This is a genomic window from Rhodophyticola sp., assembly GCF_965284195.1.
Classification (GTDB): domain Bacteria; phylum Pseudomonadota; class Alphaproteobacteria; order Rhodobacterales; family Rhodobacteraceae; genus Rhodophyticola.
In genome coordinates, this window is the sequence record NZ_CBDIRM010000001.1 from 2,025,398 (window position 1) to 2,048,297 (window position 22,900).

A 22,900-nucleotide genomic window follows, 5' to 3' on the forward strand; every position below is an offset into this window, starting at 1 on the left:
CTGGTCCTTGGCCCGACCTTGGGTTAAATGGGCTGCAAACGGCGGACAAGGTACACGGAATGACGCGCACGCTCATCACTTCGGCGATCCCCTACATCAACGGGATCAAACATCTGGGCAACCTGATCGGGAGCCAATTGCCCGCCGATCTCTACGCCCGCTACCTGCGCGCGCGTGGCCAGGAGGTCCTGTTTCTCTGCGCCACGGATGAACATGGCACGCCGGCCGAACTGGCGGCGGCCAAGGCAGGCAAACCGGTGGCGGAATACTGCGCCGAGATGTGGGAGGTGCAGGCCCGGATCGCCGAGGGCTTCCGGCTCAGCTTCGATCATTTCGGCCGCTCCTCCAGCCCGCAGAACCACGCCCTGACGCAGCATTTCGCCGGGCGTCTGGCCGATGCCGGGCTGATCGAGGAGGTGACGGAGAAGCAGGTTTACTCCAACGCCGACAGCCGGTTCCTGCCCGATCGCTATATCGAGGGCACCTGCCCCAATTGCGGGTATGACAAGGCGCGCGGCGACCAGTGCGAAAACTGCACCAAGCAGCTCGATCCGACCGACCTGATCGAGCCGCGCTCGGCCGTCTCGGGCTCCACCGATCTCGAAATCCGGGAGACCAAGCATCTCTATCTGCGCCAGTCCGCCCTGCGCGGGCAGTTGAGCGACTGGATCGACAGCAAGACCGACTGGCCGATCCTGACCACGTCCATTGCCAGGAAATGGCTGAATGACGGCGACGGGTTGCAGGATCGGGGCATCACCCGCGATCTCGACTGGGGCATTCCGGTCAAACGCGGCGATCAGGACTGGCCCGGCATGGAGGGCAAGGTCTTCTACGTCTGGTTCGATGCGCCGATCGAATACATCGCCTGTGCGGCCGAATGGGTCGAAGCGGGCACGGGCCCCGGTTCTGAAAAAGGCTGGGAACGCTGGTGGCGCACCGACAGGGGCGCCGAGGATGTGCGCTATGTCCAGTTCATGGGCAAGGACAACGTGCCCTTTCACACGCTGAGCTTTCCGGCGACGATCATCGGCTCGGGCGAGCCGTGGAAGCTGGTCGATTACATCAAGTCGTTCAACTATCTGAACTACGATGGCGGGCAGTTCAGCACCTCCCAGGGGCGCGGCGTGTTCATGGATCAGGCGCTAGAGATCCTGCCGCCGGATTACTGGCGCTGGTGGCTGCTCAGCCATGCGCCGGAAACCTCGGACAGCGAGTTCACATGGGAAGCCTTCCAGCAGGACGTGAACAAGGATCTGGCCGATGTGCTTGGCAATTTCGTCAGCCGGATCACCAAGTTCTGCCGCTCCAAATTCGGGGAAACCGTGCCCGAGGGCGGCGCCTATGGCCCGCAGGAAGAGGCGCTGATCGCCGAATTGCAGACCCGGCTGACCGCCTATCAGGCCCATATGGATGCCATCGAGATCCGCAAGGCAGCCGCGGAGCTGAGGGCGATCTGGGTGCTTGGAAACGAATACCTGCAATCGGCCGCCCCCTGGACCGCGTTCAAGGACGACCCCGACCGCGCCGCCGCGATCACCCGGCTGGCGCTGAACCTGATCCCGGTCTACGCAACCCTGTCGGCCCCGTTCATCCCCGATGCTGCGGCCACGATGCTTGAGGCCATGAACGCCGCGCCGGTCTGGCCCGAGGATATGGCAGATGCGTTGGCCACGCTGCCCGCAGGGCATGGTTTCACCGTGCCCGATGTGCTGTTCAGCAAGATCACCGACGAGGCGCGCGAGGACTGGCAAACCCGCTTCGCAGGCGTGCGTGTCTGACCCGACCGGAGCCCGGAGCGGCTGACGACCGGACGGCGCGCCGGCCCGTCGCGCGCGCCGTCAGGTTCCTCACGCGGGAAGAGCGCATGCCAAGCCTCGCCTGCTTCCCAGGTCGTGGGAGCGGGCGGACTTCCGGATCTCGGCTGTCGGATTGCGAGGCACTCTATGGCGCGCGCAGGACGGCCCCGGGGTTCATGATGCCCGCGGGGTCCAGCGCGGATTTGATCGCGCGCATCGCCGCCAGCTTCGCAGGGTCGCCATAGCGTTCCAGATCGTCGACTTTCAGCCTGCCGATCCCGTGTTCCGCCGAAACCGACCCCCCCATTTCATGAACAAGGTCATGGACGCAGGCCTTGATCGGGCCGCGCGCCTCCTCGTGATCCGCCCGGCTTTCGCCCGGCTGCGGAAAGACGTTGTAATGCAGGTTGCCATCGCCCAGATGGCCGAAACAGTTGATCCGGTAATCGCCGATTTTCGCCAGCCGCCCCGGGGCCTCTGCGATGAAGGCCGGGATGGCGGCGACGGGAACGGAAATGTCATGGCTGGAGATCGACCCGATCCGCCGGTTCGCCTCGGGGATGCTCTCGCGCAAGTTCCAGAATGCCTGCCGCTGGCCTTCGGAGCGCGCGATCACACCGTCGCTGACAAGCCCCGCCTCATGGGCCTCGGCAAAAACCGCCTCCAGCAGTTCCGAGGGGTCCTGCCCCTGCGCCAGCCCCAGATCAATGAGGCACATCCAGTCGGGCCGTCCCGCGAAAGGCTGTTTCAGGTCCGGCCCGACCTCGTCGAGAAAGGTGAGCCCCATCCCGCCGATCAGCTCGAAGGCCGACAAGCCGCCGCCCGCGCGCGCCTGCACACGGCGCAAAAGCGCCAGCGCCGCATCCGGGTCCGGCACCACCATCAGCGCCGCGCCGGTGGCGGCCGGCTCCGGGAAAAGCCGCAGGGTGGCCGCCGTGATCACGCCAAGCGTTCCTTCCGCCCCGATCAGCAGATGCCGCAGATCGTAACCGGTGTTGTTCTTGCGCAGCGATGACAGCCCATGCATCACCGTGCCGTCAGGGAACACGGCCTCCAGCCCCAGACACAGATCCCGGGCATTGCCGTAGCGGATCACGTTGACCCCGCCCGCATTGGTGGAAAGCAGGCCGCCGATCCGCGCCGAGCCCTGCGAGGCGAGGGTCAGCGGAAAGATCAATCCCTCCCCCGCGGCAGCGCTGTGGATATCGGCCAGAATCGCCCCGGCCTCGACGGTCATGGTCGCGCCCACCGGGTCCAGCTTGCGGATCTGGCGCATACGTTCCAGCGACAGGACCACCGGTCTCGTCCCCTCCCCCGCGATCTGCCCGCCGACCAGCCCGGTGCCACCGCCGTAGGGCACGACCGGCGTGGCGGTCTGCGCGCAGGCTTTGACGATCATTGCCACCTCCTCGGTGGAGGCCGGCGCCAGAACCGCCACGGCCTGACCTGCGTACCGTCCGCGCGGCTCCTCCAGATAGCGTGGCTCGGGCGGGCGGAAGCTTGCCGCCGGCAGGGATTGGCGCAGAATGGTTTCGATCTCGGTCATCAGCCACTCCTCATCGGCAAGGCGCATCGGCGGGAACCGCCGCATGAACCCTCAAGGGACGGCGCTAGCCGACGTCGGTGCGCCCGCGCCGGTCACTGCGCAGATTGGCGTAAAGCACGTGGTTCCGCCAGCGCCCGTTGATCTGCAGATAGCTTTGCGCCACGCCCTCGTATTTGAAGCCGGAGCGTTCGAGCACCCCGCGGGAGGCCACATTCTCGGGCAGGCAGGCGGCCTCCACCCGGCTCAGATCCAGCGAGCGAAAGGCGTGATGAACAACCGCAAGGATCGCTTCGCGCATATAGCCCTGCCGGGCATGGGCCTGCCCGATCCAGTAGCCGAGCGTGCCCGCCTGCGCCGGCCCACGGCGGATATTGTCCAGCGTGATCGCGCCCACCAGCACATCGTCGGATCTGCGGATCATGAAAAGCGGCATGGCCGAGCCCTGCCCCATCGCCCGCTGCGCCCAGTAGACGCGGTTGGTGAAACTCTTGCGCGTCAGGTGATCTCCGGCCCAGGACGGCTCCCAAGGTTGCAGGAACTGCGCCGAGCCTTTCCTGAGCGATGTCCAGGAGCGGAAATCGGAATGCTGCGGCAACCGCAGCGTCATCCGCTCCGTCTCGATCTTCGGTCTGCGTCTACGGGCGAGCATCAGGCGGCCAGACGCTCCGTCAATCTGATGAGATCGGGGGCTTTCGCCACGGGGCCGTAAAGCGCCATCGCGGCCCGTTCGGCGCCGGCAAGCCCGGCTCCGAAGTTGCGCAGACCGGACAGATCGACCGCATCGATCCGGGCGATGGTTTCCTCCAGCGGCGGCACCCGGTCCCAGATCGCCACCAGCCGTGCCAGCCGCTCGGCCCGGGCAGAGGGGCTTTCCAGCCCCATCAGCATACCGGCCTTCATCTGGGCGCGGGCCCGATCCAGCTCCGCCTGGCTCATGTCGCTGGCGGCGCGCTTGATCTCGTCCATGGTCAGCCGGGCAAGCTCGGGCAGGTCATCCGCGCCGGTGCCGGCATAGATCGTCATCATGCCGGTGTCGTCATAGCTGCCGACTTGCGCGTAGATGGTGTAGCAAAGCCCGCGCTTCTCGCGAATTTCCTGAAACAGGCGCGACGACATGCCCCCGCCCAGAGCGGTCGCATAGATCTGCGCGGTATAGATATCGTCGGAGCGATATCCCGGCGCCTCCAGCGCAAGGGTGAAATGCGCCTGTTCCAGCGGCTTTATCTCCCGGCGTTCGCCACCTGCGAACTGGCCCGGTTCGGGACGGGATTGCCCGCAGGGCGGCAGATGGCCGAAGGCCGCCTCCGCCAGGCGCAGGATCTCGTCGTGATCCACCGCACCCGCCGCCGACAGGATCAACTGCCCCGGTCCGTAATGCTCGGCCACGAACCCGGTCAGATCCGTATGGCCGAAACCGCGCACCCGTTCGGCGGGGCCGAGAATGGTGCGCCCAAGGGCCTGTGCCGGATAGGCGACCTCCTGCAACCAGTCGAAGATGATGTCGTCGGGCGTATCGGCGGCCTGGCCGATCTCCTGCAGGATCACGCTGCGCTCCACCTCGATCTCGCGCGGGTCGAAAGCCGGATTGAGCACGATATCGGCGATCAGGTCGAGCGCCAGCGGTACGTCATCCTTCAGCACCCGCGCATAATAGGCGGTCACCTCGCGGGAGGTGTAGGCGTTGATATAGCCGCCGACATCCTCGATCTCTTCGGCGATCTGCTGCGCGTTGCGCCGTGCGGTGCCCTTGAAGGCCATGTGTTCCAGAAAATGGGCGATGCCGTTCTGCTCCACCCGCTCGTGCCGCCCGCCGACATTGACCCAGAGGCCAAGCGCGGCCGATTGCAGGCCCGGCATGTGTTCGGTCACGATACGCAGACCGTTGGGCAGGGTGTGCAGCGCCACGCTCATGCCATGACCTCACCGCGGATCAGCGCCTGAAGATCCGCAAGGTCGTTGTCCACCCGCGTCATCCGCTCGGGCCGCTCGAACAGATCGGCCATGCGCGCCGGCAGCGGCGGGCGGATCCCGCAGGCCGCCTCCACCGCATCGGGGAACTTGGCGGGATGGGCCGTGGCGAGGGTGATCATCGGGGTCGCGCCCAGATGGTCCTGCGCGACCTTCACGCCAATCGCGGAATGCGGGCAAAGCATTTCGCCCATATCCCGCTTCGCCTCTGCGATCATGGCGGAGGTTTCGTCCTCCGACACCCGGCCCGAGGCGAAAAGATCGCGCAACCGGCCAAGCGCGCCCTGCGAGATGTGGAACCCCCCACCGGATTTCAGTTCATCCATCAGCTGCGCCACCGCATTGCCATCCCGATCATAGGCATCGAACAGCGCCCGTTCGAAATTGGAACTCACCTGAATGTCCATCGACGGGCTGATGGACGGTGTCACGCCCTGCGTCACGTAATCGCCGGAGGACAGGGCCCGGTGCAGGATATCGTTCTGATTGGTCGCCACCACCAGCTTTTCAATCGTCAGCCCCATGCGCCGGGCGATATGGCCTGCAAAGATATCGCCGAAATTCCCCGTGGGAACGGTGAAGCTCACCTTGCGGTGCGGCGCGCCCAGAGACACCGCCGCGGTGAAGTAATAGACCACCTGCGCCAGCACCCGTGCCCAGTTGATCGAGTTCACACCGGCCAGCTTCACCCCGTCCCGGAAGTCGAAATCGTTGAACATGTCCTTCAGGCGGGCCTGACAATCGTCGAAATCGCCCGCAAGGGCGAGCGCGTGAACATTGGCCTCGGCCACCGTGGTCATCTGGCGGCGCTGCACGTCGGAAACACGGCCATGGGGGTAGAGGATGAAGACCTCCACCGCGTCGAGCCCGCGAAACGCCTCCATCGCGGCCGATCCGGTATCGCCCGAGGTCGCGCCCACGATCGTCACCCGGTCGCCGCGGCGGCTGAGCGCGGTCTGGAACAGCTGCCCGATCAGCTGCATCGCGAAATCCTTGAAGGCCAGCGTCGGCCCGTGGAACAGCTCCAGAAGGAAATGGTTCGGCTGCATCTGCACCAGCGGGGCGCGGGCGGCATGGCCGAACCCGGCATAGGCCCGCGCGATGCAATCGGTGATCTCGGCATCGGTGAAACTGTCGCCCATGAAGGGGCGCATCACCCGATAGGCGACATCTTCGTAGCTGAGCCCGGCCAGCGCCGCGATATCCGCCGTCGCCATCACCGGCACCTCGGCGGGCACGTAAAGACCGCCGTCGCGCGCCAGCCCGGTCAGCATCGCCTCTTCGAATGTCAGCGCCGGGGCCTCGCCCCTCGTCGAGATATACTGCATGTGTCCGCCTTCAGATCGTCCGCTGCCTGATACGCCACAGAAGATAGAGTGTCATCCCCATCCAGATCAGCGCCAGCGAAAACCAGGTGATCGCATAGCTGAGGTGATCGTTGGGAATGCCGCTTGTGTCCACCGGCAGGGGCGTCAGGGCGCCTTCGTCTTCCGACATCTCGCGCGCAACCAGCAGGATCGGCTCGGTCCCGAAGGCGCGGGCAAGGGCGGGCACGTCGCGGGCGAACCAGATATTGGCCTCCGTGTCGGGTGCGGGCGTGGCGCCGGTCACCTCATCGGGCCAATGCAGGTTTCCGGTCACCCTGACCGCGCCGGCGGGCGCTGCCGGCACCGCATCCGCGACGCGGACGAACCCGCGGTCCAGAAGCAGCCTGCGCCCCTCCGTCTCGAACGGGGAAATCACCCGATATCCCGCCCCGATCCGCCGCTGGCTGACCAGAACCCGGATGAAGTCCTCGCCGACCTCTCCCGTGGCTTCGACCGGCAGGTAGCGGTCCGCGACCGGATCGGGCACGCCCGGCACGGCCACGGGCGGCGCGGCGATCCGGGTTTCGATATCGGCCAGCACACCCTCTTTCCAGGCGAGCCGCTGCATCTGCCAGACGCCAAGCGACACCAGAATGGCCACGCCGCAGATCCCGAAGACCAGGGGCCAGATCATCCGTGTCAACAGCGTCCCTCCAATTGGAAAGGCCCACCCCGATCGGCAGGCCCCGTGCCAGGTATCAAGATCGGTCCGGCCTGCCCGCCCGGTTCCGGCACGAACGGTTCGGGGGCCGATATGGCGCCCCCGGGCAGCAGAGCAGTGAGGCCGGCGCGATCCCGCAAGCGGGACCGCAAGAGGCCGCTGCGACGGGTCAGCCGATACCCCAGATGTAGACCGCCGCAAACAGGAACAGCCAGACCACATCGACGAAGTGCCAGTACCATGCCGCCGCTTCGAACCCGACATGCTTTTCGGCGGTGAAATGCCCGGCCCGCACGCGCAGATAGCACACGAAGAGGAAGATCGTGCCGATGATCACATGCACGCCATGGAACCCGGTGGCCATGAAGAAGGTGGAGAAGAACTTGTCCCCGCCGAAGCTCCAGTCCTGATGGTCCAGCAGGTACCAGTATTCATAGGCCTGCAGGCCGGTGAACACGATCCCCAGAACCACCCCGATGATCAGGCCCAGTTCCACGTCCTTGCGGCTTTCGTTATGCACCAGCGCATGGTGCGCCCAGGTGACCGCGCAGCCCGACAGCAAAAGGACGAGCGTGTTGATCAGCGGCAGGTGAAAGGCATCGACCTGATAGAACTCCGGCGGCACATAGGTGGAGGCCTCGTAGGTATTCATCGGGTAGATCGCGTGTTTGAAAAACGCCCAGAACCAGGCAACGAAGAACATCACCTCGGACATCACGAACATGATGAACCCGTATTTCAGGCCAAGCCGCACCACCGGCGTGTGATCGCCCGCATTGCTTTCGGCCACCACATCCGACCACCAGCCGAACATGACATAAAGAACCGCCACGAAGCCGATCAGGAACAGCCACGGCCCCGACCCGTGCATCCAGAGCACCGCCCCGGTCAACATCGCAAAGCCCGCGATCGCGCCCAGGAAGGGGTAAATCGACGGTGGCAGAATGTGGTAGTCGTGGTTTTTCACATGGGCCATGATGTCGGTCCTTCGTCTGGCTTAGTCTGTGGAGCCGCCAAGTGCGGCGTAATCTTCTGGAATGTCGGTCACGTGGAACGTGTAGGACAGCGTGATCGCGGGCGTGCCGTTGGCCTCGGGGTCGTCCACAAGCGCCGGGTCCACGTAGAACGTGACCGGCATTTCGACGCGCTGGCCGGGTTCCAGAACCTGCTGCTGAAAGCAGAAGCACTCGATCTTAGAGAAATAGAGCCCCGCATCGAAGGGCGCCACGTTGTAGCTGGCGGTCCCGGCAATCGGCTGGTCGGTCGGGTTATAGGCCTCGTAGAAGGCCAGACCGGTCTCGCCGATGCGCAGTTCCATCGAGGTCTGCATCGGTCGGAACTCCCAGGGCATGTCGCGGGCAAGGCTTGCGTCGAACCTGACCAGGATCGTCCGGTCGAGGATGACATCGCTTTCGGTCTCGGACACGTTGGTGGTTCCGCCATAGCCCGTGACCCGGCAGAACCAGTCGTAAAGCGGCACCGCCGCCCAGGCCAGCGAGCCCATGATCAGAACGACGCCCACGCATTGCGCCACGGTTTTCTGGTTACGATCAAGCGTCATTGGTCAGTCTCCACAGGAGGGGTGATCGACACGCGCGGCTGGTGGTCAAACGCCTCCATCTGCGAGCCCTGACGGATCTTCGCGATGGTCAGTCCGAAAACAATGGCGCAGAATCCGACAAGGCAGAGTGCCACGCCCAGATTGCGGCCAAAGCGGCGTTTGTGAAGTTCGTGGGTTTCGGTGATCGGCATCCTACCAACCTCCAAGGCCATAGGGGCGCAGCGCCGCCTCGGCCAGAAGCGCACCGAAATGCAGGAACAGATAGTAGAGAGAGAAGCGGAAGACCTTCTTCTCGGTCGCGTAGGCATCGGCCTCGGCCACCGTCTCGTCGCGCCGCCAGATATCCCACGCCCCTTTGAGGAAGATCGCGTTCAGAGCGACCGCGACGGCCAGATAGAGAGGCCCCCCGATGGAAGTGAAGGCCGCGCCGATGGCCACCGGAACCAGCAGGATCGTGTAGATCAGGATCTGACGTCGGGTTTCCTCGCGGCCGTGGGTCACGGTCAGCATCGGCACCTTCGCCTTGTGGTAGTCCGACTTCATGAACAGCGCCAGCGCCCAGAAATGCGGCGGCGTCCACATGAAGATCAGCCCGAACATCAGCGCGCTTTCCAGCGATACGCCGCCCGTGGCCACGGCCCAGCCGATCATCGGAGGGAAGGCACCCGCCGCGCCGCCGATCACGATGTTCTGGGGGGTCATGCGCTTCAGCCAGATCGTGTAGATCACGGCATAGAAGAAGATGGTGAAGGCCAGAAGCCCGGCGGCAAACCAGTTCGTCGCCAGCCCCAGCATGGCCACCGACATCGCGGAAAGCGCGATCCCGAGGCCAAGCGCCTCTCCGGGAGCGACCTTTCCGGACGGAACCGGCCGCCGGGCGGTGCGCTTCATCACCCCGTCGATATCGGCATCGTACCACATGTTCAGCGCACCCGAGGCCCCCGCCCCGATGGCGATGAACAGGATCGCGGTGAAGCCGATCATCGGGGGAACCGCGACCGGCGCCACCAGCAACCCCACCAGAGCGGTGAAGACCACCAGCGACATCACCCGTGGCTTCAGCAGCGCGACATAATCGCCGAACTGCGCCTCCCCCGGGCCGCTGGTCGTGCTATTTGCGGTGGCGTCGCTCATCAACCGTTACTCGACCGCGGCCAGTTCAAGATAGCGCGGAGCCCGTGTCCCGGTGGAGGCGAACTCCTGCGCCTCGCCCGCAAGCCAGGCCTCGTATTCCTCGGGCGTGACGGCAAAGACCGTGATCGGCATATAGGCGTGGTTGACACCGCAGAGTTCCGAACATTGGCCGAAATAGATGCCTTCCATGCCGGGATCGACTGCGAACCACAGCTCGGCCAGACGGCCGGGCACGCCATCCTGCTTCACGCCGAAGGCCGGCATCGCCCAGGAATGGATCACATCGGCCGCGGTCACCTGGATCACCACGTTCTGGCCGGTCGGCACCACAACGGCGGTGTTGGTGGCCAGCAGATATTCCTGCTGGCTGTAGCCGTATTCCTCAAGCTCGTCCCGCTCCAGCATGAAGCTTTCAAAGGCCAGCCCCTCTTCGGGATATTCATATCCCCAGTACCACTGGTAACCGGTTGCCTTGATCAGGACATCGGCTTCGGGGATCGTCTGCTGCTTGAACAGGACCGGCAGCGAAAAGCCCCCGATCACGAACAGGATGATCAGCGGCACCACCGTCCAGGTGATCTCGATCTTGGTGTTGTGGGTGAAGGTCGCCGGCGTCGGGTTGGCGCGCGCGTTGTGGCGCAGCACGACCCAGGCCAGCAGCCCGACAACGAACAGAACGATCGCCGTGATGATCACCAGCAGGAATGTATCCAGCGCCTGCAGGTCGCGCGCCAGATTGGTCGCGGGCGGCTGAAAGTTCACCCCGCCCGGCACCGGGGCCCCGCGGATCTCAAGCCCCTCGCCCACGCTTTGCGCATTGACGGCGCCGGCCAGAAGCATTGCGCCAAATCCGGCCCCGAGGCCGCTCATCTTCATACGAAGTGACATACCGATTGTCCTGTTCTTCGAAGGCCGGCCGGATCTTCGCCAGACCACCCTCCGTTGCGTTCCAAGCTGGATGAACCATATAGACGTTCAGGATACAAGAGAGTGGTCAAAATTGTCTCACTTTGACGATCTTCCGGCTGCCACCCGACAGGAGCTTCCATGACCCAGACCACACCATTCCGCCCGTTTGACACCCTGATCGACGAGGCCGCCGCCCTGCGCGTGCTGCGCGCAGCCACAGACGGCGCCGATGACGGGGAGCTTTTCCTCGAACGCCGGCGCTCGGAAATGCTGGTCTTCGATGACGGACGGGTGAAAACCGCCAGCTACGACGCGTCCGAAGGCTTTGGCCTGCGCGCCGTGAAAGGCGAAGTCGCGGGCTATGCCCATTCCACCGAGATTTCCGAATCCGCGCTGCTGCGCGCGTCGGAAACCGCGCGGCTGGCGGTGGGCGATGGTGGCGGCACGCTGGCCGACGGGCCGCAGGGCACAAACAGCAAGCTCTACACCGACGATGACCCGATGAGCGGCGCCGAGTTTTCGGTAAAACTCGACACATTGAAGGAAATCGACGCCTTCGCCCGCGCGCTCGACCCCCGGGTGGTGCAGGTGTCCGCGTCGATGGGCGCAAGCCTGCAGGAGGTGGAGATCCTGCGGCCCGAAGGCACCCGCGTGGCCGATATCCGCCCCATGGTGCGCCTGAATGTCAGCGTGATCGTCGAGGAAAACGGGCGTCGCGAATCCGGCTCCGCCGGGGGTGGCGGGCGCGTCGGACTGACCGGCCTTCTGGAACGGGCGAGCTGGGAGGCGACGGCGCGGGAAGCGCTGAGGATCGCGGTTGTCAACCTGTCGGCGGTGCCCGCCCCCGCGGGCGTGATGGATGTGGCCCTTGGCCCAGGCTGGCCCGGCATTCTGCTGCACGAGGCCGTGGGTCACGGGCTGGAGGGCGATTTCAACCGCAAGAAGACATCCGCCTTTGCCGGGCTGATGGGCCGACAGGTGGCCGCGCGCGGCGTAACCGTTCTGGACGATGGCACCATTCCAGACCGGCGCGGCAGCCTGACCGTCGATGACGAGGGAACGCCCTCGGGCAAGAATGTCCTGATCGAGGACGGTATTCTGGTGGGCTTCATGCAGGACCGCCAGAATGCACGCCTGATGGGCGTCGCACCGACCGGAAACGGCCGCCGGGAAAGCTATGCCCATATCCCGATGCCGCGGATGACCAACACCTACATGCTTGGCGGGCAGGCCGACCCCGGCGATATCGTTGCCGATGTGAAGGACGGGATCTATGCGGTGGGCTTCGGCGGTGGCCAGGTCGATATCACCAACGGGAAGTTCGTGTTCAGCTGTACCGAGGCCTACCGCGTCGAGGGCGGCAGGATCGGCGCGCCGGTCAAGGGCGCAACGCTGATCGGCGACGGAGCGACCGCGCTGACGCAGATCCGCGCCATTGGCAACGATATGGCGCTGGATCCTGGCATGGGCAATTGCGGCAAGAACGGCCAGTGGGTGCCGGTCGGCGTGGGGCAGCCCACGTTGCTGATCGGCGGGCTGACCGTGGGTGGTTCGGCGGCTTGACCGCAAGACCGGCGATCCGCAAGGCCCGCCCCGAAGACCTGGCCCCGCTTGCGCGGCTTTGGCACGATGCCTGGCATGAGGCGCATGGGCATCTCGTCCCGCCGGAGCTGGTCGATCTGCGCACGCTCGACGACTTTCGCGCCCGGCTGCCCGCGCTGCAGCCGATGATCCGCACCGCCGGACCTGTCGGTGCGCCGCTTGGGTTCTGCGCGACCCGCGCGGATGAGATGTATCAGCTGTTTCTGGCGCCCGACGCGCGCGGCACCGGGCTTGCCGCGCTGCTGCTGAGCGATGCCGAGGCGCGGATCGCAGCCAACGGCGCATCCGTCGCGTGGCTTGACATCGCTATCGGCAATGACCGGGCGGAGCGGTTCTATATCCGCCAAGGATGGGCGATCGCGCGCACCGAAACGGTGCAGCTTGATACCGCCACGGGCACCTTCCCGCTGCATGCAAAGGTTCTGACAAAGCGCGTGACGGCCTGATCTGCCCCGCCTTGGGCAGACGCGGCGGATCAACGGGTACCCGGGGCTCCGCGTAACGCTCGGTTAACCATTTGGCCGCTAGCGTGGCGGCGATGCATGTTGAGCTTGATCCGGGCTTTGCCGAGCCGCCTCTGGGCTTCGCGCCCGCGCCCAGCCGGGATGGCCCCGACCGGCTGGCGCGACTGCAACTCTTCCGCTCCCGCCGGGTCGGGCCGGTGACGTTCCAGCGGCTTCTGTCCGAACATGGCAGCGCGCAGGCGGCGCTTGAGGCCCTGCCGGAGGTCGCCCGCGCCGCGGGTGTCGAACGCTACGCGATCTGCCCCGAAGGCGTGGCACTTGCCGAGATGAAGGCCGCCAGGCGGGCGGGTGCCGCGATGCTGTGCCTTGGCGACGCATCCTACCCGCCGCTTCTGGCCCGCACGCCGGATGCGCCACCGGTTCTCTGGGCGATGGGCGATCTTGGCCTTCTGCACCGGCCCGCCATCGCGCTGGTGGGCACCCGGAATGCCTCTTCGCTTGGCGCGCGGATGGCCACACGTCTCGCCGCCGATCTGGGGGCTGCGGGCTATGTTGTGGTCTCGGGCCTCGCGCGCGGCATCGACACGCTGGCCCACCTGGCGGCGCTGAAAACTGGAACCGTCGGGGTTCACGCAGGCGGGCTAGACGTGATCTACCCGGCGGAAAACAGCAACCTTGCCAGCGACATGGCCAAATGCGGGCTGCGCCTGTCGGAACAGCCTTTCGGGCTTGATCCGCAGGCCCGGCATTTCCCCCGCCGGAACCGCATCGTCTCGGGGCTGGCCCGCGCCGTGGTCGTGGTGGAGGCCGCCGCGCGATCCGGGTCGCTCATCACCGCGCGTATCGCCCTCGATCAGGGGCGGGAGGTGCTGGCAGTCCCCGGGCACCCGATGGACACCCGCGCATCGGGCTGCAACATGCTGATCCGCGATGGGGCGACGCTGGTGCGCAATGCGCAGGACGTGCTGGAACAGATCGGCATGCCGAACGCCCCAGACGCGCGGCCCGATCCGCCGCCTGAGCCGCCGCATCTTTCGCCGCAGCAGGCGCGCGAGCCCGCCGAAGCGGCCGCGCGGGCGCCTGTTTCAAGTGACAGTCTCAGCAAACGCATCCTGACCCGGCTTGGCCCCTCCCCCACGGCGGAGGATCAGTTGATCCGCGATCTGGGCCTGCCCGCACCGGAGATCGCCCGTGCGCTGGCACAGATGGAGCTGGCCGGCAGCATCGAGCGCCGGCCGGGCGGGCTTCTGACGCGCTGCGTCTAGCGATCAGCAGCCCCATTCCCGCATGAAGGCGCCGTAATTGGCGCAATCATAGGCCAGGAACCATGTATCGGTGGTGCCGATTTCGTAGGTGACCACCTCCCAGCCCTCCGATGTCTTCCGGAAAAACGCCTCGACCCGAGGTCCGTCGATCCCCTCGGGCGAAACGCCGTCACGCTGCACCATCGGCGTCGTCGCGATATCGATCTGGCCGCCGCCGGGCCGTTGCGCCACCACCCGGCCGAAGGCGCGATCGTCCTCCCAGAGCAGTTGATCGACCATGAACTCCACCGGGGCGCCCAGATCGTTTTCCACCAATGGCCGAAGCGTGTTCAGCAACTCGCGCCGCTCGGGCACACCGGGCACCGGCTCCACCGGCGAGGCCAGCGCCGGCCAGGCCAGACAGGCCGCCATCAGGATCGCAACATATCGCATCTCAATACCCCCCACTTCAAAATCACCTTCGCCAGAGTGCCGCAGCGAAACGCGCATTGACAACCCCCGGCAAGGCCCCACATGTTCCGCCGCCACACCACTTCCCTGTTCAAAGGTGATCCCTGATGCCTGTTGTCGTTGTCGAATCCCCCGCTAAGGCCAAGACAATCAACAAGTATTTGGGAGACGACTATACGGTTCTCGCATCCTACGGCCATGTCCGCGACCTGCCGCCCAAGGATGGATCGGTGGACACGGACGCGGGATTCGAGATGTTGTGGGAGGTGGGCAGCGACAGCAAGAAGCATGTCAAAGCCATCGCCGACGCGCTGAAAGAGGACAACGCCCTGATCCTCGCCACCGACCCCGACCGCGAAGGGGAAGCAATCAGCTGGCATCTCGAAGAGGCGCTGCGGAAGCGCAAGGCGATCAAGAAGGACACACCGGTCAGCCGGGTTGTCTTCAATGCCATCACCAAGGCCGCGGTGACCGACGCGATGAAGAACCCGCGGCAGGTGGATATGGAGCTGGTGGAGGCCTATCTGGCCCGCCGCGCGCTGGATTATCTGGTGGGGTTCAACCTTTCGCCGGTGCTCTGGCGCAAACTGCCGGGGGCGAAATCGGCAGGGCGCGTGCAATCGGTCTGTCTGCGCCTGATCGTCGAGCGCGAGATGGAGATCGAGGCGTTCAAGCACCGCGAATACTGGTCGGTGCGCGCCGTGCTCGATACGCCGCGCGGCCAGAGTTTCGAGGCGCGTCTGACCGTGCTTGGCGGCAAGAAGCTCGACAAGTACGATCTGGACAACGCCGCCGCCGCGTCGATGGCGGTCAAGGCGGTCTCGTCCCGCGCGCTGAAGGTGCAGTCGGTCGAGGCGAAACCGGCCAACCGCAACCCCGCCGCCCCGTTCATGACCTCGACCCTGCAACAGGAGGCCAGCCGCAAGTTCGGCATGGGCGCCCGCCAGACGATGAGCGCCGCGCAGCGGCTCTATGAGGCCGGCCATATCACCTATATGCGAACCGACGGGATCGACATGGCCCCCGAAGCGGTCGCCGCCGCGCGGGATGCGATCAAGGATCGCTATGGTGCCGATTACGTTCCGAAATCCGCCCGCGTCTACAAGAACAAGGCCAAGAACGCACAGGAAGCCCATGAGTGTATCCGCCCCACGGATATGGCCAAGGCCCCCGACGATATCCGCCTGTCCGAAGACGACCAGAAAAAGCTGTACGACCTAATCTGGAAGCGCACGATCGCCAGCCAGATGGAGGGCGCGCGGCTGGAACGCACCACGGTGGATGTGGCCAGCGCCGACGGGGAGGTCGTGTTGCGCGCCACGGGCCAGGTGGTGTTGTTCGACGGATTCCTGAAGGTCTACGAAGAAGGCCGCGACGATGTGGAGGCCGATGACGACAAGCGCCTGCCGCAGATTTCCGAAGGCGATGACGTGACCCCTAGGGCCGCCGCCCTTGAGGCCGATTTCGCCAAGGCCGCCGGCGACGCCGATGCGGTGATCCAGGACGAGACCGCCAGCGATTTGCGCCGGAACGGCGGCGGCGTTCTCAGCGCCGACGGCGCGGTTCTGGGCCAGCAGCATTTCACCCAGCCCCCGCCGCGCTATACCGAGGCGACACTGGTCAAACGGATGGAGGAACTGGGGATCGGGCGCCCCTCCACCTATGCCTCGATCGTCACGACCATTCAGGATCGCGGCTATGTGGTGAAGGACAAGAACCGGCTGATCCCCGAAGACAAGGGGCGGCTGGTCACGGCGTTCCTGAGCAACTATTTCCGCCGCTACGTGGGCTATGACTTCACCGCCGATCTGGAAAACCAGCTTGACGAGGTCAGCGCCGGCGAACGGAACTACAAGGACGTGCTGGAGCGGTTCTGGCGCGATTTCAAGGCTGCAATCGACGAGACCGCCGAGCTTCGGATCACCGATGTGCTGGAAAAGATCAATGAGGTGCTGGAGCCGCATCTGTTCCCGGCGAAGGAAGACGGCTCGGACCCGAGGCTATGCCCCAATTGCGGGGAGGGGCGGCTCAGCATGCGCACGGCGCGTTCCGGCGGGGCCTTCATTGGCTGCTCCAACTACCCCGAATGCCGCTACACCCGCGCCTTCGCCCCGCCCGGAGACGGCGATGAGAACCAAACCGAGGAGCGGATGCTGGGCGTGGACCCCGACACCTCCCTGCCGGTGCATCTGAAAACCGGCCGCTTTGGCCCCTACGTGCAGTTGGGCGAGGTGACGGAGGAGGAAAAGAAACCGAAACGCGCCTCGCTTCCCAAGGGCTGGGACGCCATGGAGATGAATATCGACAAGGCGCTGATGCTGCTGAACCTGCCGCGCGAGGTGGGCAAGCACCCAGAGGACGGAGAGCCGGTGGAGGCCGGTATCGGTCGCTACGGGCCATTCGTGAAACACGGCCGGATCTACGCCAACCTGCCCGATGTGGAGGAAGTCTGGACCGTCGGGATGAACCGTGCGGTGGAACTGATTGCCGCAAAGGCCGCAAAGCGCGGCGGGCGCGGGGCGGCGGTGCCGCCGTTGCATGAACTGGGCGAGCATCCCGAACACGGCGGTCCGGTCAACGTGATGGAAGGCCGTTACGGCCCGTATGTGAAGTGGGACAAGGTGAATGCCACGATCCCGAAGGGGACCGATCCCGCCGATGTCACCATGGAGATGGCGGTGAAACTGATCGCCGAGCGTCAGGCCAAGGGCGGCAAGAAGCGGACAACGCGCAAGAAGGCAAGCTGAGCCCGCGCCCGGAACGAGAATAGGGCCGGCCGTACGGGCGACGCCGCCGCGACAAGGGCTTGCGCAGGGAATGACGCTGGCGGGGCTTGATCTCGCCCGCCGCACACCCGATGTTAAGACATGTAACATTCCGGATGCAGGGCCGAGGGGCGAAAATGATCCTTTCCGATTTCATCAAGGCCGTGGGCCAGTTATCCGACCGCCGGTTCCTGGGCGTTCTGGGTCTTGGCATTGGCCTCACCGTCGCCCTTCTTGTCGCCTTCTACGCGGCCTTCGTCATTCTGATCGGCTGGCTCCTGCCCGACAGCTTTTCGCTGCCCGTGATCGGGGAGATCACCTGGATAGACAACGCCCTGACCATCGCGGGCATCCCGCTGATGCTGCTTTTGTCGATTTTCCTGATGGTGCCCGTGGCCTCAGCCTTCACCGGCATCTTCCTCGACCGGATCGCCGACGCGGTCGAGGCGCAGCACTACCCGTATCTGCCGCCCGCCCGCCATATCGGCTTTGTCGAAGGTCTTGGCGACGGTCTGAAATTTCTGGGCGTCATCGTCGGCGTCAACCTCGTGGCGCTGATCGCCTATATCGCGATGCCGCCGCTGGCGCCCTTCCTTTTCTGGATCGTCAATGGCGTGCTTCTGGGCCGGGAATATGCGCAGATGGTGGCGCTCCGCCGCCGGGACGCGGGCGGGGCCGCTCAGTTCCGCAACACCCACAAGGCCACGATCTTCGCCGCCGGGGTGCTGATGGCCGTGCCGCTGACAATCCCGGTGGTGAACCTGCTGGTGCCCGTTCTGGGTGCGGCCACCTTCACCCATCTCTATCACCGGCTCAACGCTCACCCATCCCGAACCGGGTGAACAGGTCGATATCGTCGATCGTGATGAGGCCGCCAAGGATGATCCACGCGAAGATGGCCCAGATCACCGCCGCCACGCCGGAGGTTATCAGAAACCGCCGTTTCAGCTGCGGCCGGTGGGGCGCCGAGGCATGGGTGCCGCGCGCGATTTCCCCCGCCTCCCCCTGCGATGTCATCCGGATCGGCAGGATCACGAACAGCGTCATGAACCAGATGATCGCGTAAAGCACCAGACCGCTGACAACATTCATCAGACCTGCTCCAGTTCTACCAGCGTACCGGTGAAATCCTTGGGATGCAGGAACAGGACCGGCTTTCCATGCGCCCCGATCCTGGGCTCGCCCGTGCCCAGAACGCGGGCGCCCGTCGCCTGCAACCGGTCCCGCGCCGACAGGATGTCCTCCACCTCGTAGCAGATATGGTGGATCCCGCCGGCGGGGTTCTTTTCAAGGAAACCGGCAATCGGGCTGTTCTCGCCAAGCGGATACAGCAGCTCGATCTTGGTGTTCGGAAGCTCGATGAACACAACCGTCACGCCGTGATCCGGCTCGTCCTGCGGCGCGCCGACTTTGGCGCCCAGCGTGTCGCGATACTGGGCCGATGCGGCCTCCAGATCGGGCACGGCAATGGCGACATGGTTCAAACGGCCGATCATCGAAGCTCTCCTGCGCAGGACTGACTTGGGAGTGATATGGCGCGCGACGGTGGAAATGCCAAGCGTCCTGTCGCCGCGGCACCGTTTACAGCTTGTCAACCTTACAGGGCTCTAATCGTCCAGGGAATCAGCCGTAATGGGGGCATGACGAAATGGACGACTTTGTTGCAGATCTCGACTTTCGACCGAAACCGACGGCGGCGCGTCCCTTGCTGGGGCTGACCGTTCTGGTGGTAGAGGACAGCCGCTTCGCATCCGAAGCGCTGAGGCTGCTGTGCCTGCGCTCGGGCGCCCGCATCCGGCGCGCCGATTGCCTGACCTCCGCCCGGCGACATCTGGCCGTCTACCGCCCGTCCGTCGCCATCATCGATCTCGGCCTGCCGGACGGGTCCGGGCTTGACCTGATTGCCGAAATCCATGCCGGTCAGCCGCGGGTGCCCGTGATCCTCGGGACGTCCGGCGCCGATCCGGATGCGTCCGAAACCGCCGTGATGGCGGCCGGAGCAAATGGCTTCCTGCCCAAGCCGATGGAAACGCTGGCCTTTTTCCAGGCCGCGATCCTGCGCCATCTGCCGGAAGACCTGCAACCCAAGGGCCCGCGGCCCACGTCGGATGATCGGGTGGAGCCCGATACGCTCGCCTTTCGGGAGGATCTGACCCATGCGATGAAGCTGCTCGAACTGGACAGCCCGCCCATGGCGTATCTGAAGCCCTTTCTGCTTGGCGTCGCCCGCACGGCCCATGATGCCGGGCTGGAGGATATCATCGCGCGCGCCAGCGGCCCTCTGGCGCATTGCGATCGCGTCAGTCTTCGGGCGCTTCTGTCAGACCGGATCCGGCATGTCGCGGCGGTCTAGCCGCCCGACGGGCCCGGAAGCGCGGGATCCGAACTGACACGCACCAGCCGGGTCAGATCGCCCAGGCGTTCCTTCTGCCGCCCCTCGGCGTCGAAATTCTCGGGGGAAAGCCAGGCCCGGAACGCCTCCTTCAGGGCGGGCCATTCCGCGTCGATACAGGCAAACCAGGCCGTATCCCGGTTGCGCCCCTTGACCACGGCGGCCTGCCGAAAGACGCCCTCATAGGAAAAGCCCAAGCGCTCCGCCGCCCGGCGCGAGCCCAGATTGCGGGCATTGCATTTCCATTCGTAGCGCCGATATCCCGCCTCGAACGCCCATTCCATCATCAGGTACATGGCATCGGTCGCGGCGCGCGTGCGCTGCATTGCGGGGGCGAAATTGATATGGCCAACCTCGATCGTGCCCATCTCGGGTGTGATTCGAAGGTAACTGGCCACACCGCTCCACTGGCCGGTCTCCAGATTCTGGATTGCATAGAAGAGCGGGTCCGGACCGGCCTCCACCTCCCGCACCCAACGATGATAGGCCGCCGCGGAGGAAAACGGGCCGTAGGGCAGGAAATCCCAGATCGCATCGCTGGCCGAATTGGCCCGATGCAGATCGGCCGCGTGATCATCGGCGCTGAGCCGGACCAGCCGCGCATAGCGCCCGGCCAACGGCTCTCCGCCCGGCGCGGGCGGCGGTCGGAATCCCGGAACCGGCTCTCCGGCCCTGTCGTGATCTGCCATGAGCCCTCCCCCAATCGCGGCAACGGCGCCGGTTTCGACAAAAGGCGAAATTCATCGCACTGGCAAGCCTTTAGCCGACCGGGTCACCGCCTGCCTGTGCCAAGGCCGGCAGGCGCCCTCCGATCCCTTCGGTGATTTCGCGGGCCGCTTCGGCCACGCGGGCGCCGAAGGCCGTAACCCGGCGGTCGGCAAATCGCGTGCTGGGCCCCGAAATCGACACGCCCGCGACAATCTCCCCCCGCGCGTCATAGATGGCCGCACCGATGCAGGACATGCCGCGATGCCGCTCCTCCTGATCGAAAGACCAGCCGCGCGCGCGCGTCTCGTCCAGATCGGCGCGCAACTGCGCCTCCGTCGTCAGGGTCTGGTCGGTGAACTCCCGCAACTCGCCCCGGGACAGAAGCCGCGACAGATGCGCCTCCGGCATGCTGGCCAGAATCGCCTTGCCGGTGCCCGAGGCATGCATGGGCGTGCGCGTGCCCGCCGCAAAAAAGGCCCGGATCGGGTTCTGGGTTTCGATCTGGCCGATGAAGACCACTTCGGCGCCGTCGGGCACCGCAAGATTCGCGGTCTCGCCCGTGGCCTGCATCAGCGACCGCATCGCGGGGCGGGCCACATCCATCAGCGTCGTCCGGTTCAGATAGGCCGATCCGGTGCGATAGGCCTCCACCCCCACGGCCCAGGTCTGGCTGGCCTCGTCCAGTTCGGCATACCCGTTCTGCTGCAAGGTGGCGAGAATCCGGTGCGTCGTCGCGGTGGGAATGTTCAGACTGTCGGACAGGTCGGTCAGCGAGGCGTGATCCTGCCGCGCCAGCGCGCTCAGCACCGCCAGGGCACGGTCAAGCGCCTGTATGGTGCTTCCACCGCCTTCGGTGAAGGGCGATTTCGGCCGCCCGCGGGGTTTTCGCTGTATCTCCGCCATGACCAAATCTCCGCTTGCTGAGAATCTAACCACAGACCTATCATTCTGAAAAATATTTTCAATGAAATACTGAACGGCAGTTATGGAAAACACTTTCTTGCTTATATACAGAGGTATAGACTCATATTTCTAGAAATGAAAAACTCTTTCGAAAAAATTGCAACTGGTCGTCAGGCTGCTATAACAGCTTCAGCATCACGGAGGAGATCGTGCCATGTCCGACCAGAACCCTTTGTTCATCCCCGGCCCAACCAACATGCCGGATCGGCTGCGCCATGCGATGCAGCTGCAGACCCGCGACCATCGCGCACCGGATTTCGTGGACACGCTCCTGCCCGTGCTCGACGGCTGCAAGGAGATCTTCGGCACCGAAACCGGCCATGTCATCACCTTCCCCGCCTCCGGTACGGGCGGATGGGAAGCGGCGATCACCAATACGCTGAGCCCGGGCGACACGGTTCTGGTCGCGCGCTACGGCATGTTCAGTCACCGCTGGATCGACATGTGCCAGCGCCACGGGCTGGATGTTCGCATCATCGAATGCGACTGGGGTGCCGGCGCACCGGCCGACAGGTTCGAAGAGGCTCTGACGGCCGACAGCGTCCACGCGATCAAGGCGGTGCTTGTCACCCATAACGAGACGGCGACCGGCGTGAAATCCGACATCGGGGCGGTCCGCAGGGCGATGGATGCCGCCGATCACCCGGCCCTGCTGCTGGTGGATTGCGTCAGTTCGCTGGCCTCCATGCCGTTCGAAATGGATGCCTGGGGCGTGGATATCGCCGTCTCCGGCAGCCAGAAGGGCTTCATGCTGGCCACCGGCATGGCCATTCTGGCCGCAAGCCCCAAGGCTCTGGCGGCGATGGACGCTGCCGCCCTGCCCCGCACATTCTTCGATTTCCGCGACATGATGCAGTCGAACGCGACCGGCGGCTTCCCCTACACGCCGCCGCTGCAACTGATCTATGGCATGCGCGAAAGCCTGAAAATGCTCGCCGAAGAAGGTCTGGAGAACGTCTATGCCCGCCATCATCGCCTTGCCGAAGGTGTCCGCCGGGCAGTCCGCGGATGGGGCCTGCAGCTTGTGGCGCAATCGCCCGAGCTTTACTCCGACACGGTCAGCGCCATTTACGTGCCCAAGGGATTCAACAGCAACGCGCTGACCGATCACGCCTTCAAGGCCTATGGCGTCAGCTTCGGCGTCGGTCTGGGAGAGATGAACGGCAAGGCCTTCCGGATCGGGCATCTGGGCTCGCTGACCGATGTCATGGTGCTGTCCGGGCTGGCCACGATCGAGATGGCGATGGCCGATCTGAACTACCCCATCGAGTTGGGCGACGGCGTCTCCGCCGCCCAGGAGTATTTCCGCACATCGCGGGCCGCCACGCTGAAATCGGCCGCGTAAG

Annotated in this window: 23 protein-coding genes; 8 read left to right on the forward strand and 15 right to left on the reverse strand. The window is 65.2% G+C overall.

Annotated features, from left to right (window positions below; all coding sequences use genetic code 11):
- Positions 1-59: 59 nt before the first annotated feature.
- Positions 60-1,781, forward strand: a complete 1,722-nt coding sequence (gene metG / locus ACQ651_RS10095; protein WP_375551884.1) for a methionine--tRNA ligase — start codon at positions 60-62, stop codon at positions 1,779-1,781.
- A gap of 163 nt (positions 1,782-1,944) precedes the next feature.
- On the opposite strand, the gene ACQ651_RS10100 is transcribed toward metG, so the two are convergent.
- The 10 genes from ACQ651_RS10100 to coxB all read right to left on the reverse strand — a co-directional run bounded on the left by ACQ651_RS10100 (position 1,945) and on the right by coxB (position 10,924).
- Positions 1,945-3,345, reverse strand: coding sequence for an FAD-binding oxidoreductase (locus ACQ651_RS10100; RefSeq protein WP_227284820.1), 1,401 nt, complete (start codon positions 3,343-3,345; stop codon positions 1,945-1,947).
- Between the two features lie 64 nt (positions 3,346-3,409).
- Entirely contained in the window at positions 3,410-3,994 is a 585-nt protein-coding gene (locus tag ACQ651_RS10105) for a GNAT family N-acetyltransferase (protein WP_375551883.1), read from the reverse strand.
- Complete coding sequence (locus tag ACQ651_RS10110; RefSeq protein WP_227284822.1) at positions 3,994-5,256, reverse strand: M16 family metallopeptidase; 1,263 nt, start codon at positions 5,254-5,256, stop codon at positions 3,994-3,996. Before ACQ651_RS10110 ends, ACQ651_RS10105 begins: the two co-directional genes overlap by 1 nt.
- Positions 5,253-6,641, reverse strand: a complete 1,389-nt coding sequence (gene thrC, locus ACQ651_RS10115) for a threonine synthase (protein ID WP_430449192.1) — start codon at positions 6,639-6,641, stop codon at positions 5,253-5,255. Before thrC ends, ACQ651_RS10110 begins: the two co-directional genes overlap by 4 nt.
- A gap of 10 nt (positions 6,642-6,651) precedes the next feature.
- Positions 6,652-7,326, reverse strand: coding sequence for an SURF1 family protein (locus ACQ651_RS10120; protein WP_227285199.1), 675 nt, complete (start codon positions 7,324-7,326; stop codon positions 6,652-6,654).
- A gap of 184 nt (positions 7,327-7,510) precedes the next feature.
- Positions 7,511-8,317 (reverse strand): cytochrome c oxidase subunit 3, encoded by an 807-nt coding sequence (locus ACQ651_RS10125; protein WP_227284825.1) that lies wholly within the window; start codon positions 8,315-8,317, stop codon positions 7,511-7,513.
- Positions 8,318-8,338: 21 nt separating this feature from the next.
- Positions 8,339-8,902 carry a cytochrome c oxidase assembly protein gene (locus ACQ651_RS10130; RefSeq protein ID WP_227284826.1) on the reverse strand — a complete coding sequence of 188 codons (564 nt, stop codon included), beginning with the start codon at positions 8,900-8,902 and terminating at the stop codon, positions 8,339-8,341.
- Entirely contained in the window at positions 8,899-9,093 is a 195-nt protein-coding gene (locus ACQ651_RS10135; protein ID WP_121896960.1) for a hypothetical protein, read from the reverse strand. The genes ACQ651_RS10130 and ACQ651_RS10135 overlap by 4 nt, the downstream gene beginning before the upstream one ends.
- A gap of 1 nt (position 9,094) precedes the next feature.
- Positions 9,095-10,036 carry a heme o synthase gene (gene cyoE / locus ACQ651_RS10140; protein WP_227284827.1) on the reverse strand — a complete coding sequence of 314 codons (942 nt, stop codon included), beginning with the start codon at positions 10,034-10,036 and terminating at the stop codon, positions 9,095-9,097.
- Positions 10,037-10,042: 6 nt separating this feature from the next.
- Complete coding sequence (coxB, locus tag ACQ651_RS10145; protein WP_430449193.1) at positions 10,043-10,924, reverse strand: cytochrome c oxidase subunit II; 882 nt, start codon at positions 10,922-10,924, stop codon at positions 10,043-10,045.
- Positions 10,925-11,083: 159 nt separating this feature from the next.
- Here coxB and tldD point away from each other — a divergent pair, with 159 nt between their 5' ends.
- From tldD to dprA, 3 genes are all read left to right on the forward strand, one after another.
- Positions 11,084-12,508, forward strand: coding sequence for a metalloprotease TldD (gene tldD / locus ACQ651_RS10150; protein WP_430449194.1), 1,425 nt, complete (start codon positions 11,084-11,086; stop codon positions 12,506-12,508).
- Positions 12,505-12,993 (forward strand): GNAT family N-acetyltransferase, encoded by a 489-nt coding sequence (locus tag ACQ651_RS10155; protein ID WP_227284831.1) that lies wholly within the window; start codon positions 12,505-12,507, stop codon positions 12,991-12,993. Before tldD ends, ACQ651_RS10155 begins: the two co-directional genes overlap by 4 nt.
- Before the next feature lie 92 nt (positions 12,994-13,085).
- Positions 13,086-14,276: a DNA-processing protein DprA gene (gene dprA, locus ACQ651_RS10160; protein WP_430449195.1), complete on the forward strand. Its 1,191-nt coding sequence runs from the start codon at positions 13,086-13,088 to the stop codon at positions 14,274-14,276.
- A gap of 3 nt (positions 14,277-14,279) precedes the next feature.
- On the opposite strand, the gene ACQ651_RS10165 is transcribed toward dprA, so the two are convergent.
- Positions 14,280-14,708 (reverse strand): hypothetical protein, encoded by a 429-nt coding sequence (locus ACQ651_RS10165; RefSeq protein WP_227284834.1) that lies wholly within the window; start codon positions 14,706-14,708, stop codon positions 14,280-14,282.
- 125 nt (positions 14,709-14,833) lie between these two features.
- Between ACQ651_RS10165 and topA the strand changes: the two genes are divergently transcribed.
- Both topA and ACQ651_RS10175 read left to right on the forward strand, forming a co-directional pair.
- Entirely contained in the window at positions 14,834-17,473 is a 2,640-nt protein-coding gene (gene topA, locus ACQ651_RS10170; protein WP_430449196.1) for a type I DNA topoisomerase, read from the forward strand.
- Between the two features lie 155 nt (positions 17,474-17,628).
- The gene (locus tag ACQ651_RS10175) at positions 17,629-18,333 is read left to right on the forward strand and encodes an EI24 domain-containing protein (RefSeq protein WP_227284836.1); all 705 of its coding nucleotides are present in this window, start codon (positions 17,629-17,631) and stop codon (positions 18,331-18,333) included.
- Here the strand turns inward: ACQ651_RS10175 and ACQ651_RS10180 are convergent.
- Together ACQ651_RS10180 and mce are read right to left on the reverse strand one after the other, a co-directional pair.
- Positions 18,305-18,583, reverse strand: a complete 279-nt coding sequence (locus ACQ651_RS10180; protein WP_121896951.1) for a DUF1467 family protein — start codon at positions 18,581-18,583, stop codon at positions 18,305-18,307. The genes ACQ651_RS10175 and ACQ651_RS10180 overlap by 29 nt on opposite strands.
- Positions 18,583-18,987 (reverse strand): methylmalonyl-CoA epimerase, encoded by a 405-nt coding sequence (gene mce, locus ACQ651_RS10185; protein ID WP_430449197.1) that lies wholly within the window; start codon positions 18,985-18,987, stop codon positions 18,583-18,585. Before mce ends, ACQ651_RS10180 begins: the two co-directional genes overlap by 1 nt.
- 152 nt (positions 18,988-19,139) lie before the next feature.
- Here mce and ACQ651_RS10190 point away from each other — a divergent pair, with 152 nt between their 5' ends.
- Positions 19,140-19,844 carry a response regulator gene (locus tag ACQ651_RS10190; protein WP_430449198.1) on the forward strand — a complete coding sequence of 235 codons (705 nt, stop codon included), beginning with the start codon at positions 19,140-19,142 and terminating at the stop codon, positions 19,842-19,844.
- Here ACQ651_RS10190 and ACQ651_RS10195 read toward each other — a convergent pair.
- Positions 19,841-20,572, reverse strand: coding sequence for a GNAT family N-acetyltransferase (locus tag ACQ651_RS10195; RefSeq protein WP_430449199.1), 732 nt, complete (start codon positions 20,570-20,572; stop codon positions 19,841-19,843). The two genes, ACQ651_RS10190 and ACQ651_RS10195, sit on opposite strands and share 4 nt — an antisense overlap.
- Before the next feature lie 70 nt (positions 20,573-20,642).
- Complete coding sequence (gene bhcR, locus ACQ651_RS10200; protein WP_430449200.1) at positions 20,643-21,494, reverse strand: HTH-type transcriptional regulator BhcR; 852 nt, start codon at positions 21,492-21,494, stop codon at positions 20,643-20,645.
- A gap of 214 nt (positions 21,495-21,708) precedes the next feature.
- Here bhcR and bhcA point away from each other — a divergent pair, with 214 nt between their 5' ends.
- A complete protein-coding gene (bhcA, locus tag ACQ651_RS10205) occupies positions 21,709-22,899 on the forward strand; it encodes an L-aspartate--glyoxylate aminotransferase BhcA (RefSeq protein WP_430449201.1) in 1,191 nt (396 codons plus the stop codon).
- Position 22,900 lies beyond the last annotated feature (1 nt).